Source organism: Paenibacillus sp. FSL R7-0048, assembly GCF_038004505.1.
Classification (GTDB): domain Bacteria; phylum Bacillota; class Bacilli; order Paenibacillales; family Paenibacillaceae; genus Paenibacillus_AQ; species Paenibacillus_AQ odorifer.
This window is the reverse complement of record NZ_JBBORF010000001.1, coordinates 6,546,579-6,562,611: the sequence shown is the minus strand read 5'-3', so window position 1 is coordinate 6,562,611 and position 16,033 is coordinate 6,546,579. Positions and strand designations below refer to the sequence as shown.

Here is a 16,033-nt window from a genome sequence, read left to right as displayed (position 1 = left end):
GATGTCGCAACATTATTATTCGCAGCAGCCGGAAGTACGTCATGACAGACGTAGCATTGATACCGTACTAAGAGGCAAAAGCTTTCGTTTTACGAGCGATGCCGGTGTATTCTCTAAAGGGGACATCGATTACGGTAGCCGAGTTCTTATTGAAGCTATGATAATTCCGGACGGTTCAGCGGTGCTTGATGTAGGTTGTGGTTATGGGCCGATTGGATTAAGTGCAGCATACCTAGCTCCCAAAGGACATGTAACCATGATTGATATTAACAGTCGTGCGGTAGAACTGGCGCGTGAGAATGCTCAGCACAATGGAATCCGGAATGTTACGATAATGGAAAGCGATGTGCTCGGCGCATTGAATGAGCAGCAGAAGTTCGATGTGATTCTAACTAATCCTCCGATTCGTGCAGGAAAAGCTGTAGTGCATAAGATTTTTGAAGATGCGTATGAACATTTAAATGAGGGTGGCTATCTGTGGATTGTGATTCAGAAGAAGCAGGGCGCTCCATCCGCAGTGGCAAAACTAGAAAGCTTGTTCTCAATGGTGGAAGAAGTGGGGAAAGACAAAGGCTATCGTATTATTAAAGCGCAAAAATAAAATACAATAGGTTATTGACATGTGATAGTGATAATGGTATTATTATAAAATGTCAGTATTAAGATAGGCTCCATGTCTTTAGTTTGCTGAAATGTCAAGCAATATATTGTCGCCCGGCTAGCGCATGCCGCACGGCAAGTTTTTGCGAGTTGGTTGTCTATGCTCTAACGCAGCGAATGCTACGTGGTAATAGATAATAGCGCATAAACTATTGCTTGGTGACGTATAATATGTACGTTTTGGGCAAATCTACTTGATGAGGAGTATTTTGGTCATGGATAAATGCGCTCTTTTTTCGAAGATTTCGATAAGGGCTTTTCTTTTATTTATGACTGAATCCTTGTAGTATGGTTCCATTATACGGTTCCAAACAAGGGTTCGCAATCAATTTTTAAGTGAGTAGACATGAGGGGTGAGTAAAGTTGGCAGGACATCTTGTTCAGTATGGTCGACGCACTCGGCGGAGCTATGCGAGAATTAACGAGGTACTCGAGGTCCCGAACCTGATCGAGATCCAACAAAAATCTTATGATTGGTTTTTGGAGGAAGGATTGCGGGAAATGTTTCAGGACATCTCGCCGATCCAGGATTTCACAGGTAATTTGGTACTAGAGTTCATTGATTACAGCCTGGGTGAACCGAAATATACGGTTGACGACGCTAAAGAGCGGGACGTAACGTATGCGGCTCCTCTGCGTGTAAAGGTGCGGCTCATTAATAAAGAGACCGGTGAGGTTAAAGAGCAGGAAGTGTTCATGGGAGATTTCCCGCTGATGACGGAGACCGGCACTTTTATTATTAATGGTGCGGAACGGGTTATTGTCAGCCAGTTGGTTCGCTCTCCAAGCGTCTATTTCAGCACAAAAGTGGATAAGAACGGCAAAAAAACCTACACCGCCACAGTAATCCCGAACCGCGGAGCCTGGTTGGAACTTGAAACCGATGCTAAGGACATTATGTATGTTCGTATCGATCGGACTCGTAAAATTCCTGTTACCGTACTTTTGCGTGCTCTCGGTTTCGGTAGTGATGCCGAAATTCTGGAATTGCTTGGCAATGATGAATATATTCGCAATACGCTGGATAAAGACAACACGGACTCCACGGAGAAGGCGCTTATTGAAATTTATGAGCGTTTGCGTCCGGGCGAACCGCCGACACTAGACAATGCCAAAAGTTTGCTGGTTGCGCGTTTCTTTGATCCAAAACGCTACGACCTAGCTAATGTAGGCCGTTACAAAATCAATAAAAAGCTACACATTAAGAACCGTCTTTTCAATCAACGTCTTGCTCAGCCTTTGGTTGACGACTCTACTGGAGAAATCCTGGCAGAATCCGGCCAAATGGTCGATCGTAGACTGCTTGATGAATTGATTCCATATTTCGAAAAGAATGTTGCCTTTAAAAACTACCGTGTTACTGGTGGAGTTATGGACAGCGAAGATATTCCTCTTCAAACAATTGACGTATTCTCGCCGATTGAAGAAGGCCGGGTTATTAAGCTGATCGCTAACGGCAATATCGACAAATCTGTTAAGCATATTACTCAAGCTGATATTATATCCTCAATCAGCTACTTTATTAATTTGCTTCACGGAATTGGCAATACCGATGATATTGACCACTTGGGTAACCGTCGTCTGCGTTCTGTAGGTGAACTCTTGCAGAATCAGTTCCGTATCGGTTTGTCCCGGATGGAACGTGTTGTACGTGAAAGAATGTCGATTCAGGATGCTAATGCGATTACGCCTCAGGCTCTGATCAATATTCGTCCGGTCATCGCGTCTATTAAAGAGTTCTTCGGTAGCTCCCAGCTGTCTCAATTTATGGATCAGACGAACCCGCTTGCGGAACTTACGCATAAACGTCGTCTGTCCGCCCTCGGACCTGGTGGTTTGACACGTGAACGCGCGGGCTTTGAAGTTCGTGACGTCCATCACAGTCACTACGGTCGGATGTGTCCAATTGAAACGCCGGAAGGTCCAAACATCGGGTTGATCAACTCCTTGTCTACCTTTGCCCGCATCAATGAATACGGCTTTATTGAAGCTCCGTATCGTTGGGTGGATCCGAAGACTGGTAAGGTGACTGAGCAAATTGACTATCTGACTGCTGATGAGGAAGATAATTATGTAGTTGCTCAGGCTAACGTGTTGATCGAAGAAGATGGCACCTTTAAAGAAGACATGGTAATCGTTCGTTACAACAAAGACTCAGACAACATTACAACGATGCCAAGTAATCGTGTCGATTACATGGACGTTTCGCCTAAACAGGTTGTATCTGTCGCTACGGCGCTCATTCCGTTCCTTGAGAACGATGACTCCAACCGCGCACTGATGGGATCTAACATGCAACGTCAAGCTGTTCCGCTTCTAATTCCAAAAGCTCCGCTGGTCGGAACAGGGATGGAACATAAATCCGCTAAGGATTCTGGCGTATGTATCGTTTCCAAGTATGACGGTATTATCGAACGTTCTTCAGCTAATGAAATTTGGCTGCGTCGCGTTGAGACTGTCGAAGGCAAGGAAGTTAAAGGCGATATCGTTAAATATAAATTACACAAATTTATGCGTTCTAACCAAGGTACCTGTATTAACCAACGTCCTCTAGCTAAAAGAGGGGACATTGTTAAGAAGGGTGATATCCTGGCAGACGGTCCTTCCACAGAAATGGGCGAACTTGCTCTTGGCCGTAACGTAGTCGTTGCGTTCATGACTTGGGAAGGTTACAACTACGAGGATGCGATCCTGTTAAGTGAAAAGCTGGTTAAGGAAGATGTATATACTTCGATTCATATCGAAGAATACGAATCTGAAGCTCGCGACACTAAATTGGGACCTGAAGAAATTACGCGCGATATTCCGAACGTCGGCGAAGAAGCTCTGCGCAATCTTGATGAGCGCGGAATCATCCGCATCGGTGCGGAAATCAGCGCTGGTGACATTCTGGTGGGTAAAGTTACTCCTAAGGGTGTAACTGAACTGACAGCAGAAGAACGTCTCCTGCACGCTATCTTTGGTGAGAAAGCTCGTGAAGTACGGGATACCTCTTTACGCGTTCCTCATGGTAGTGATGGTATTATCGTGGACGTTAAAGTCTTTACACGTGAGAACGGCGATGAGCTGCCTCCTGGTGTAAATCAATTGGTTCGTGTCTACATCGCTCAGAAACGTAAGATCTCTGAGGGTGACAAGATGGCCGGACGTCACGGTAACAAGGGTGTCGTTGCCCGTATCCTGCCAGAAGAAGATATGCCGTTCCTTCCGGACGGTACGCCAGTACAGGTTGTTCTTAACCCTCTGGGCGTTCCTTCTCGTATGAACATCGGACAGGTGCTTGAGGTCCATATTGGTATGGCCGCATTGCGTCTGGGAATTCACATTGCAACGCCGGTATTCGACGGAGCGCGTGAGTACGACGTGTTTGATACGATGGAAGAAGCAGGTATGCAGCGTAATGGTAAAACCGTGCTGTATGATGGCCGTACAGGTGAACGCTTCGAACGTGAAGTTACTGTTGGTGTCATGCACATGATCAAACTGGCGCACATGGTTGATGATAAGATTCACGCCCGTTCAACAGGACCTTACTCACTAGTTACGCAGCAACCATTGGGTGGTAAAGCTCAATTTGGTGGACAGCGTTTCGGGGAGATGGAAGTGTGGGCGCTTGAAGCTTACGGTGCTGCATATACATTGCAAGAAATTTTGACCGTGAAATCCGATGACGTGGTTGGTCGCGTGAAGACGTACGAATCTATTGTCAAAGGTGAAAATGTACCGGAACCAGGTGTTCCTGAGTCGTTCAAGGTATTGATCAAAGAACTGCAGTCCCTGGGTATGGATGTTAAGATTCTTAGCGGTGACGAGCAGGAAATTGAAATGAGAGAATTGGACGATGAGGACGAGACGTCAGGCGACAAACTAAGCCTCAATTTAGAAGGTTCAGAAGTCGGAGTAGAATAATCAAGCTGGAGCTTAAAAGTTCCATTTTATAAAGGACCGCACGCCCTCTTTTGATGTAACAGTCAGAAGAGGGCAAAGCGGTACTAAATCAGGATTAGGTTAAGGAGGGTTGCTCCTTGTTGGACGTTAACAATTTTGAATTTATGAAAATCGGACTCGCTTCTCCGGAGAAGATTCGTTCATGGTCCCGCGGAGAAGTTAAGAAACCGGAAACCATTAACTATCGTACATTGAAACCGGAAAAAGAGGGTCTTTTCTGTGAGCGTATCTTTGGACCACAAAAAGACTGGGAATGTCATTGCGGTAAATACAAACGTGTCCGTTATAAGGGCGTAGTCTGCGACCGTTGTGGTGTTGAGGTTACCCGTGCTAAAGTTCGTCGTGAACGTATGGGTCACATTGAATTGGCCGCTCCGGTATCTCATATCTGGTATTTCAAAGGTATCCCAAGCCGCATGGGGCTTGCACTAGATATGTCTCCAAGATCACTTGAAGAAATTATCTATTTCGCATCTTATGTTGTAACGGATCCAGGTGAAACTCCACTGGAAAAGAAACAACTTCTGTCCGAGAAAGAATATCGTAGCTACCGTGAAAAATACGGTTATGGTTTCCAAGCCGGCATGGGTGCTGAAGCTGTTAAAAAGCTTCTTCAAGATATCGACATTGATAAAGAGCTGGAATTCCTCAAAGAAGAACTGCGTACGGCCCAAGGCCAACGCCGTAACCGGGCGATCAAACGTCTGGAAGTCATTGAAGCATTCCGTAACTCCGGCAACAAGCCTGATTGGATGATCATGGATGTTCTTCCGGTTATTCCTCCGGAGCTTCGTCCGATGGTTCAGTTGGATGGTGGCCGTTTTGCTACGTCTGATTTGAATGATCTCTATCGCCGTGTTATTAACCGGAACAACCGTCTGAAAAGACTGCTTGATCTCGGTGCTCCTGACATTATCGTGCAGAACGAAAAACGGATGCTCCAGGAAGCTGTCGATGCTCTCATCGATAACGGCCGTCGGGGACGTCCGGTAACCGGTCCTGGTAACCGTCCGCTTAAATCGCTCAGCCATATGCTGAAAGGTAAACAAGGACGTTTCCGCCAGAACTTGCTCGGTAAACGGGTTGACTACTCTGGACGTTCCGTTATCGTAGTAGGACCGTACCTCAAGATGTATCAGTGCGGACTTCCTAAGAAAATGGCGTTAGAATTGTTCAAGCCTTTTGTTATGAAAGAATTGGTTAATAAGGGCCTTGCCCACAACATAAAGAGCGCGAAACGTAAAGTTGAACGCGTAAGTCCTGAAGTTTGGGATGTACTCGAAGAAGTAATTAGAGAACACCCAGTACTTCTAAACCGCGCACCAACACTTCACCGTCTCGGTATTCAAGCATTTGAACCGATTTTGGTGGAAGGTCACGCTATTCGTCTTCACCCACTCGTATGTACGGCGTACAATGCCGACTTTGACGGTGACCAAATGGCGGTGCACGTTCCTCTGTCTGCAGAAGCTCAAGCGGAAGCACGCATTCTTATGCTTGCATCTGGTAATATCTTGAACCCTAAAGACGGTAAGCCAGTTGTAACACCTTCCCAGGATATGGTCCTTGGTACTTTCTACTTGACCATGGATAACAAGGAAGAAAAGGGTAGTGGTATGATTCTGCGTACCGTTAACGAAGCTGTATCAGCTTACCAACGCGGAACTGCAGGACTTCATGCTCGTGTTGCTATTCCGGCTAAAGCACTTGGCAAAACATGCTTTACGGAAGAACAACAAAATGCAATGTTGATTACTACGGTCGGTAAGATCATTTTTAATGAAATCTACCCAAGTAGTTTCCCTTATATCAACGAAGCAACCAAAACTAACTTGCTGCACGGCACACCAGAGAAATACTTTATCTACGAAAAAGGCGCGAACATTCGCGAGCTGATTGAATCCGCTCCAGAAGCCAGTGCTGTAGGTAAAGAATATCTGGGTCTGATTATTGCTCGTTGTTTTGAAACTTATCACACAACCAAAACTTCTATGATTTTGGATAAAATCAAACAACTCGGATTCACTTACTCCACACGTTCTGGTGTTACAGTTGCCGTGTCGGACGTTATTGTTCCTGAGGAGAAAGTTACCATCCTGAAAGAATCTGAAGCTAAGGTTGATGTGGTTGCTAACCAATATCGCCGTGGTTTGATCACCAATGACGAACGGTATGACCGTGTTATTGAGATCTGGTCGAAGACTAAGGATGATCTTACGAACATCCTGCTTAAGTCGATGGACCGTTTCAACTCTATCATGCTCATGGTTGACTCTAAAGCGCGTGGTAACAAATCGCAGATCACTCAGCTGGGTGGTATGCGTGGTCTGATGGCAACACCTTCAGGTCGGATTTTCGAATTGCCAATCAAGGCGAACTTCCGTGAAGGTCTTACCGTCTTGGAGTACTTTATCTCCACTCACGGAGCGCGTAAAGGTCTTGCCGATACCGCACTTCGTACCGCTGACTCAGGGTATCTGACTCGTCGTCTTGTTGACGTTGCCCAGGACGTTATTGTCCGTGAAGAAGATTGTGGAACCGATAAAGGCTTCACAGTTAGTCGTATTCAGGATGGTAAAGAAGTTATCGAAGATCTGTATGACCGTATTGAAGGTCGTTACTGCTTCGAAACTGTTCGTCACCCAGAAACAGGCGAAATCATTGTTCACCGCAATGATTTGATTGACTCCGATAAAGCGGAGGCAATTGTAAACGCAGGTGTAACTAAGCTGCAAATTCGTTCTGTACTGAGCTGCCGTGCCCGTCATGGTGTTTGTAAGAAATGTTACGGACGTAACTTGGCAACTGGTAAACACGTTGAGATTGGTGAAGCAGTTGGTATTATTGCCGCACAATCTATCGGTGAACCAGGAACCCAGCTTACAATGCGTACGTTCCATACCGGCGGTGTTGCCGGTGATGACATCACTCAAGGTTTGCCGCGTATTCAGGAGTTGTTTGAAGCTCGTAACCCTAAAGGTCAAGCTACAATCAGTGAGATCGATGGCGTAATTAAGGAAATCCGTGAAACCAAAGACCGTCGCGAAATCGAGGTTCAAGGTGAAGCAGAATCCAAGACTTATTCCATTACTTATGGTTCACGTCTACGTGTTAGCGAAGGCCAAGAAATAGAAGCCGGCGATGAGCTGACAGACGGTTCGATTGACCCTAAAGAAATGCTGCGTATCAAAGGGATCCGTGGGGTACAAAACTACATTCTGCAAGAAGTACAGCGTGTATACCGTAACCAAGGCGTTGAGATCAATGATAAGCACATTGAAGTTATGATCAAGCAAATGCTTCGGAAGATCCGTATCATTGACGCAGGTGACACAAGTCTGTTGCCAGGTGCATTTGCGGATATTCATGAGTACGAAGGTGCTAACAAGGAAGCTATCTTGTCTGGTAAAGAGCCTGCTGTTGCTAAACCAGTCTTGCTCGGTATTACCAAGGCGTCTCTTGAAACGGATTCCTTCTTGTCAGCTGCATCATTCCAAGAAACTACTCGTGTCCTAACAGACGCTGCTATCAAAGGTAAAGTAGATAAGTTGCTTGGACTTAAAGAAAATGTTATTATCGGTAAGTTGATTCCTGCAGGTACTGGGATGAACCGTTACCGTAACGTTAAGCTAAGTGATCCAAATGCAGAAAGCGAACTTGAATCTTTAGAGACGGTTCCTGCTGAATAAATTAGCAATCATGGTAGTGTGCTCATGTCATACCTACTCATAGGTGTGGCATGAGTGTTCTGCTGTGTATAATTTCTATAAAAATTGTTGCTGAATTTCTTGACACCATCTATTGATAATGCTAAAATGTCTAAGGTGCGTGAGTAGCCATGTTATCCTTGTTCATTGGAGGTAAAGAGAATGACTGATGATAGAGGACTACAGGATGCTCAGGTCAAGATCGGTACCAAACAAACCGTCAAGGCGGTAGAGTTGGGCCTAGCCGCAGAAGTCTATGTGGCAGAGGACGGAGATCAAAGGCTTACTTCCAGGATAGTTTTGCTTTGTAACAAACAAGGTGTTAAGATCACATATGTGGATACGATGCTGAATTTGGGCAAGGCCTGCGGAATAGAAGTTGGCGCTGCGATGGCAGCCGTCTTAAAACAATAGCTACAGAAATGTTTTTGTACTGGGGTGAACACCAGCGGCAAGAACTTTTCATTTGTCTTTTTATGAACCGCCTGGGTCTGTGGGCTTAGAGTTCTTAAATCGACTATCATTTCAGGAAGGGGGTGGCAACAACATGCCAACAATTAACCAATTGGTTCGTAAAGGCCGTCAAGCCAAAATCGAAAAATCTAAATCTCCCGCTCTTCAAAAAGGGTATAACGCCCTCAAGCGTGAGGCTACAAATTTGAGCGCTCCGCAAAAACGCGGTGTGTGCACTCGTGTAGGCACAATGACTCCACGTAAACCAAACTCAGCGCTTCGTAAATATGCCCGTGTTCGTTTGACGAACCGTCTCGAGGTAACAGCTTATATCCCGGGTATCGGACATAACTTACAAGAGCACAGTGTTGTATTACTTCGCGGAGGTAAAGTAAAGGACCTTGCAGGGGTTCGTTACCATATCGTTCGTGGTGCTTTGGATACAGCAGGTGTAGCTAACCGGATGCAAGCTCGTTCTAAATACGGTGCAAAACGTCCTAAAGCTAAGAAGTAAGATAACAATATCTGAATAATAAACATTTAAGAAAGGGGGATATCCATGCCACGCAAAGGTCCAGTTACAAAGAGAGACGTATTGCCAGATCCGTTGTATAATAGCAAGTTGGTTACTCGTTTGATTAACCGCATTATGCTGGGTGGTAAAAGAGGTGTCGCTCAAAGCATTCTGTACAATTCATTCAAATTGATTGAAGAACGTACGGGTAAAGATCCGATGGAAGTTTTCGAAGCTGCCATCAAGAATATCATGCCGGTTTTGGAAGTCAAAGCTCGTCGTGTCGGTGGTGCTAACTATCAAGTACCTATCGAGGTTAAACCAGAGAGACGTACTGCTCTGGGATTACGTTGGCTCGTAAACTACTCTCGCAACCGCGGTGAGAAGACTATGGAAGAGCGTTTGGCGGCTGAGATCATCGACGCTTCCAACAACACAGGCGCTTCTGTTAAGAAACGTGAAGATACACACAAAATGGCTGAAGCAAACAAAGCGTTCGCTCACTACCGTTGGTAGGATAAAGGTCATTCAAATAACTTATATTTTGAAGGGAGATCCATTTCATGGCTAGAGAGTTCTCCTTAAAAAATACACGTAACATCGGGATCATGGCGCATATTGATGCTGGTAAAACAACTACCACAGAGCGGATTCTTTTCTATACAGGCCGTACGCACAAAATCGGTGAAGTTCACGAGGGTGCTGCTACAATGGACTGGATGGAGCAAGAACAAGAGCGCGGAATCACGATTACGTCCGCTGCTACGACTGCTGCGTGGAAAGGTCACCGCATCAATATCATTGATACCCCAGGACACGTTGACTTCACTGTTGAAGTTGAACGTTCCCTGCGTGTATTGGATGGGGCAGTTGGTGTATTTAGTGCAAAAGAGGGCGTTGAGCCTCAGTCTGAAACCGTATGGAGACAGGCTGACCGTTATAACGTTCCCCGGATTGCATATGTAAACAAAATGGACATTATCGGTGCGGATTTCCTTAACGTAATCGAAACTATGCGTGATCGCCTTCAAGCCAATGCAGTTGCTATTCAATTGCCAATTGGTGCAGAAAGTGATTTCACTGGTATTATCGACTTAGTTGAGCAAAAAGCACACATGTTCAGAGATGATCTGGGCCAAAACATCGAAGTAACGGATATTCCGGAAGAATATTTGGCCAAAGTTGAGGAGCTGCGTCTCGAGTTGATCGAGAAAGTTGCTGAACTTGATGAGGATCTGACTATGAAGTATTTGGAAGGCGAAGAAATTACAATTCCGGAAATTAAAGCTGCAATTCGCAAAGGCGTAGTTGAAGTTAAATTGTTCCCTGTAATTGCTGGATCTTCCTACCGAAACAAAGGGATTCAGCTTATGCTGGATGCTGTTGTTGATTACTTGCCATCTCCTCTTGACGTTCCAGCTATCACTGGACATCTTGATGACGGTACAGAAGCTGTTCGTCACTCTTCGGATGAAGAGCCGTTTGCAGCTTTGGCATTTAAAATCATGACAGACCCTTATGTTGGTAAACTTACGTTCTTCCGTGTTTACTCAGGCGTACTTGAGTCCGGATCATACGTAGTTAATGCAACTAAGAACAAGCGTGAACGTATTGGTCGTATCCTTCAAATGCATGCGAACAGCCGTCAAGAAATTTCCATCGTGTATTCTGGCGACATCGCAGCTGCTGTTGGTTTGAAAGATACCAGTACAGGTGATACACTGTGTGATGAGAAGAATCCAGTAATTCTGGAATCAATGAACTTCCCTGATCCAGTTATCGAGATCGCTGTTGAACCAAAAACTAAAGCTGACCAAGATAAAATGGGCGTTGCTCTCGGAAAGTTGACTGAAGAGGATCCAACTCTTCGTGCTCACACTGATGAAGAAACAGGCCAAACAATCCTGGCTGGTATGGGTGAACTTCACTTGGACATCATCATCGACCGTATGCGTCGTGAGTTCAAAGTAGAAACTAATGTGGGTAAACCACAGGTAGCTTACCGCGAAACGTTCAAGGCACCTGCTCGCGTCGAAGGTAAATTTGTACGCCAATCTGGTGGTCGTGGTCAATACGGTCACGTATGGGTTGAATTTGAACCCCTCGAACCAGGTACTGGTAGCAAATTCGAAAGTAAAGTTGTTGGTGGCTCGGTTCCTAGAGAGTACATCGCTCCTGCACTTGCGGGTATTGAAGAACAAATGAAAAACGGCGTACTTGCTGGCTTCCCGCTAGTAGACGTTAAAGCTACCATCGTAGATGGTTCTTATCATGATGTCGATTCCAACGAAATGGCATTTAAAATTGCCGGTTCGATGGCACTCAAAGCAGCTAAAGACAAGTGTAAGCCTGTCCTGCTTGAGCCAATCATGAAAGTAGAAGTAACTGTTCCTGAGGAATATATGGGTGATGTAATGGGTATGCTGAACTCCCGCCGTGGCCGTATCGAAGGTATGGATTCCCGTGGTGGAGCGCAAATTATCCGTGCTAAGGTGCCTCTTTCCGAAATGTTCGGATACTCTACAACACTTCGTTCTGGTACACAAGGACGTGGCGTATTCTCAATGGAGCTTTCTCACTATGAAGAAGTTCCTAAATCCATTGCGGAAGAGATCGCTGCAAAGAACAAAGGCGCTGAATAATTACCAGTTTTAACTTGCCGTCCCGGGTATAAACACTCAGTCATCTAAGATTACAGGTATGCGGGCGGCTCAAATATAAGGAACCCCACATTAAGGAGGAACTGTTCAAATGGCAAAGGCAAAGTTTGAACGTAACAAACCGCACGTTAACATCGGTACTATTGGTCACGTCGACCATGGTAAAACGACTCTGACTGCTGCAATCACTACTGTATTGTCCAAAACTTACGGTGGCGCAGCTATCGCATTCGATCAAATCGACAAAGCTCCTGAAGAGCGCGAACGTGGTATCACAATCTCCACTTCCCACGTTGAATATGAAACTCCTAACCGTCACTACGCTCACGTAGACTGCCCTGGTCACGCCGACTATGTTAAAAACATGATCACTGGCGCAGCGCAAATGGACGGAGCTATCCTGGTTGTATCCGCAGCTGATGGCCCAATGCCACAAACTCGCGAGCACATCCTGTTGTCCCGTCAAGTAGGCGTTCCTTACATCGTTGTCTTCTTGAACAAATGCGACATGGTTGAAGACGAAGAGTTGTTGGAATTGGTTGAAATGGAAGTTCGCGACTTGCTTAGCGAGTATGACTTCCCAGGCGACGATACTCCAATCATCCGTGGTTCTGCTCGTGAAGCTCTGCAAAACCCAGATGGTGATTACGCTAAAAAAATCATCGAAATGTTTGAAACAATCGATGAGTACATTCCACTTCCTGAGCGTCAAACTGACAAGCCTTTCTTGATGCCTGTCGAAGACGTATTCTCCATCACTGGCCGCGGTACTGTGGCAACTGGTCGCGTAGAACGCGGAACAGTTAAAGTCGGAGAAGAAATCGAAATCGTTGGTATTCACGAAGATACTAAGAAATCCGTAGTTACGGGCGTAGAAATGTTCCGTAAATTGCTGGATTCCGCTCAAGCTGGGGACAACATCGGAGCATTGCTTCGTGGTGTTGACCGTAACATGATCGAGCGTGGTCAAGTATTGGCTAAGCCGAACTCCGTTAAACCACACACTGAGTTCACTGCTCAAATTTACGTTCTGACAAAAGAAGAAGGTGGCCGTCACAAGCCTTTCTTCACTGGATACCGTCCACAGTTCTACTTCCGTACAACTGACGTAACTGGTATCATCAACTTGCCAGAAGGTACTGAAATGGTTATGCCTGGTGATAACATCTCCGTAACCGTACAACTGATCTCCCCAATCGCTATTGAAGAAGGTACTAAATTCTCCATTCGCGAAGGTGGCCGTACAGTTGGTGCTGGTAGCGTAGCTTCTATCCAAAAATAATAATTCGACTTCTATCTGCGGGTAGATTCCGAATTACAAACACCCCTGATTCTTCTTGCGGAGAATCAGGGGCTTTTTTGTTTTTTCTGAGAATAATGTATTATTCGACACCAATTGATAATAAAGCATAACAATATGATCTTTTTCTACATAATTCGTCAAATTACAACAATCAATTGTTTACAATTATACTAATGATAGAGTAAAATGAAGGAGGAATAATAATGTAAAATAATAGGAATTGTGGGAGAGTGGTAATATGGGGAAATGTCCTTTTTCCTTCATGCATGCGTTAACTGCACGTAATAATAATGTGGATTCTCCTGCCTCTCATTCCTTAGACTTCAAGGATCAGAATCATTCTGTGGCAGAGTCTTTTCATAAGCTGGATGGACATGGTGAGCTTAACGAGCAGATGAGAATGATTGATCTAACTGAAGCAGATTTGAACTTACTACGCAGGGTGAAACCTGTTGTTGAGCAAAATATAGACTATATCATTGATCAATTTTACAATTCGGTATTAGGCGTAAATAAACTTGAAGCTATTATTTTAGAGCATAGCAGTATAGACAGGTTAAAAACTACTCTTCGTGGGCATATTCTAGAGATTTTTAATGGAAAGGTTGATGATGAGTACATAGCAAAGCGTCTAATGATCGCTAATATTCATAAAAAAGTTGGGCTTGAGCCCAAATGGTATTTATCTGCTTTTCAGAATCTTCAGAACGTATTTATACGCGTTATATATAATGAAACAAACGATGATAATACACGCCTTCGAGTGGTTCAGACCGTGACCAAACTCCTTAACCTTGAGCAGCAGCTGGTTCTAGAAGAATATGAGAAGGAGAACATAAAAGAGAAGGAAGAGCAATATCTATTGGTGAAAAATGAATTAAAACAAAAAAATTCAGAGTTTAGCGTTGAATTGATAGATTATAGCATCGATACTAATGCTGCTGTAAAGCAGCTAGTGGCAAGCAGCAATGAAGTAAGTAGAACATTCCAACGTACGGCTGCATCCGCCCTGGAGTCACAGGGATTAGCTACAGATGGGCATGAACACTTGGGTGATTTGACTGAGCAAATTAATCTTATATATCAGACCACCAGTGAGATGGAAGACTCGATCATTGAGTTAAGCGATTCCTCTAAGCAAATTCAAAAAATTGTGAACTCAGTAAGGGAAATTGCCGATCAGACTAAAATCCTCTCACTTAATGCAACGATTGAAGCCGCTAGAGCCGGTGAGCATGGTAGAGGTTTTAGTGTGGTTGCTCAAGAAGTTAGCCGGCTTGCAGAGGATACTAAGAGTACTGTAATTCAGATCGTAGAGCTAACAAATAAATCTGGTCTACTCACTCAGCAGGTTGTAGAAGAGATTCGTAAGGTGCAGGAGTTAACTAAGAATGGGAAGCACCAATCGGTCGAGACTAGTCTTTTGTTCTCTGATATTGTAGACGCTATGCGTAGCAGTACACAGGAGATTGTAATAGTGGAAGAAGAAATAAGAACCTTAATCCAAACCATTGAGGGGATCGGAACAGCAACGGCTCAGACTGCTTCCTCCGCAGAGTTTTTTAAGTCTGCCACAGAGAATCTTTAACATATATATAGTAGAAGAACAGCGCATGAAAAAAATATGCGTTGTTTTTCTATTTTCGCTTGCAATACTGCTGCCTATTATATATAATAATAAATGTTGTTCTGAGACGTTGCGATGATGTGAGAGGTTACTGACACACCCGGCCCCTTTGCCATGGGGACGAGGTCAGAAAATTTTCACGGAGTATGTCCGATACCAAATTGGGCGATAGAAGGAGGGACTAAAATGGCAAAGCAAAAAATTCGTATTCGCTTGAAAGCATACGACCACAGAATTCTTGATCAATCCGCTGAGAAGATTGTTGAAACAGCAAAACGTTCGGGTGCAGGTGTGTCCGGGCCGATTCCGTTACCAACTGAGAAGCAAATCATTACTATTCTCCGTGCGGTACACAAGTACAAGGATTCCCGTGAACAGTTTGAACAACGGACTCACAAACGTTTGATCGATATTGTGAACCCAACACCACAAACTGTGGATGCCTTGATGCGCTTGGATCTACCGTCCGGTGTAGATATCGAAATCAAATTGTAATTCTATTTTAAGTAATTTAGGAAAAGAAAAGAGGTGTCAACATTGAAAGGTATCTTAGGAAAAAAACTCGGTATGACTCAAGTGTTTACTCCAGAAGGTAACGTAATTCCTGTTACTGTTATCGAAGCAGGCCCTTGTGTAGTACTGCAAAAGAAAGACCTGAATATCGACGGATATGAAGCAGTGCAATTGGGCTTTTCTGATAAAAAAGAAAAACGCTCCAATAAGCCTGAACAGGGTCACGCCAAAAAGGCAAATGCAACACCTAAGCGCTACGTTCGTGAAATTCGCGGTGTTGATCTCGGGTCTCTCGAGGTTGGACAAGAGCTGAAGGCTGATATCTTTGCTGAGGGCGAATTTGTTGACGTAACTGGTACATCTAAAGGTAAAGGTTTCCAAGGTAACATCAAACGTTGGGGACAAAGCCGCGGACCAATGGCACACGGATCGCGTTACCACAGAAGACCGGGTTCCATGGGTTCTATCCAAGCTAACCGTGTTCCTAAGGGCAAACGCCTTCCAGGACATATGGGTCACACGACTATTACGGTTCAAAAGCTTGAAATTATCAAGGTTGATGTTGAACGTAACGTATTGCTGGTTAAAGGCGCTATCCCAGGTCCTAAAAACAGCTTCGTGAAAGTTAAACAAACCGTTAAGAAATAA

11 protein-coding genes are annotated in these 16,033 nt (G+C 44.7%); all 11 read left to right on the top strand.

From position 1 onward, the window contains the following. The first annotated feature begins 1 nt into the window (after position 1). Positions 2-601, top strand: a complete 600-nt coding sequence (locus NSQ91_RS29150) for a class I SAM-dependent methyltransferase (RefSeq protein WP_076186625.1) — start codon at positions 2-4, stop codon at positions 599-601. Between the two features lie 422 nt (positions 602-1,023). After that, on the top strand, positions 1,024-4,569 hold the full coding sequence (rpoB, locus tag NSQ91_RS29145) for a DNA-directed RNA polymerase subunit beta (RefSeq protein ID WP_038573461.1): 3,546 nt from the start codon (positions 1,024-1,026) through the stop codon (positions 4,567-4,569). Positions 4,570-4,685: 116 nt separating this feature from the next. Then, positions 4,686-8,297 (top strand): DNA-directed RNA polymerase subunit beta', encoded by a 3,612-nt coding sequence (rpoC, locus tag NSQ91_RS29140; RefSeq protein ID WP_076130019.1) that lies wholly within the window; start codon positions 4,686-4,688, stop codon positions 8,295-8,297. 180 nt (positions 8,298-8,477) lie between these two features. Continuing rightward, positions 8,478-8,729 carry a ribosomal L7Ae/L30e/S12e/Gadd45 family protein gene (locus NSQ91_RS29135; protein WP_038573459.1) on the top strand — a complete coding sequence of 84 codons (252 nt, stop codon included), beginning with the start codon at positions 8,478-8,480 and terminating at the stop codon, positions 8,727-8,729. A 133-nt stretch (positions 8,730-8,862) separates the two neighbouring features. Then, positions 8,863-9,282: a 30S ribosomal protein S12 gene (gene rpsL / locus NSQ91_RS29130; RefSeq protein WP_036680518.1), complete on the top strand. Its 420-nt coding sequence runs from the start codon at positions 8,863-8,865 to the stop codon at positions 9,280-9,282. A gap of 45 nt (positions 9,283-9,327) precedes the next feature. Next, positions 9,328-9,798 (top strand): 30S ribosomal protein S7, encoded by a 471-nt coding sequence (rpsG, locus tag NSQ91_RS29125; protein WP_036680520.1) that lies wholly within the window; start codon positions 9,328-9,330, stop codon positions 9,796-9,798. Positions 9,799-9,845: 47 nt separating this feature from the next. Then, positions 9,846-11,924, top strand: coding sequence for an elongation factor G (gene fusA / locus NSQ91_RS29120; RefSeq protein ID WP_036680521.1), 2,079 nt, complete (start codon positions 9,846-9,848; stop codon positions 11,922-11,924). A gap of 109 nt (positions 11,925-12,033) precedes the next feature. Beyond that, positions 12,034-13,224, top strand: a complete 1,191-nt coding sequence (gene tuf / locus NSQ91_RS29115; RefSeq protein WP_036680523.1) for an elongation factor Tu — start codon at positions 12,034-12,036, stop codon at positions 13,222-13,224. A 259-nt stretch (positions 13,225-13,483) separates the two neighbouring features. Then, a complete protein-coding gene (locus tag NSQ91_RS29110; protein ID WP_076305241.1) occupies positions 13,484-14,833 on the top strand; it encodes a globin-coupled sensor protein in 1,350 nt (449 codons plus the stop codon). A gap of 225 nt (positions 14,834-15,058) precedes the next feature. Beyond that, the gene (rpsJ, locus tag NSQ91_RS29105; protein ID WP_017692074.1) at positions 15,059-15,367 is read left to right on the top strand and encodes a 30S ribosomal protein S10; all 309 of its coding nucleotides are present in this window, start codon (positions 15,059-15,061) and stop codon (positions 15,365-15,367) included. Positions 15,368-15,409: 42 nt separating this feature from the next. Next, complete coding sequence (rplC, locus tag NSQ91_RS29100) at positions 15,410-16,033, top strand: 50S ribosomal protein L3 (protein ID WP_036680532.1); 624 nt, start codon at positions 15,410-15,412, stop codon at positions 16,031-16,033.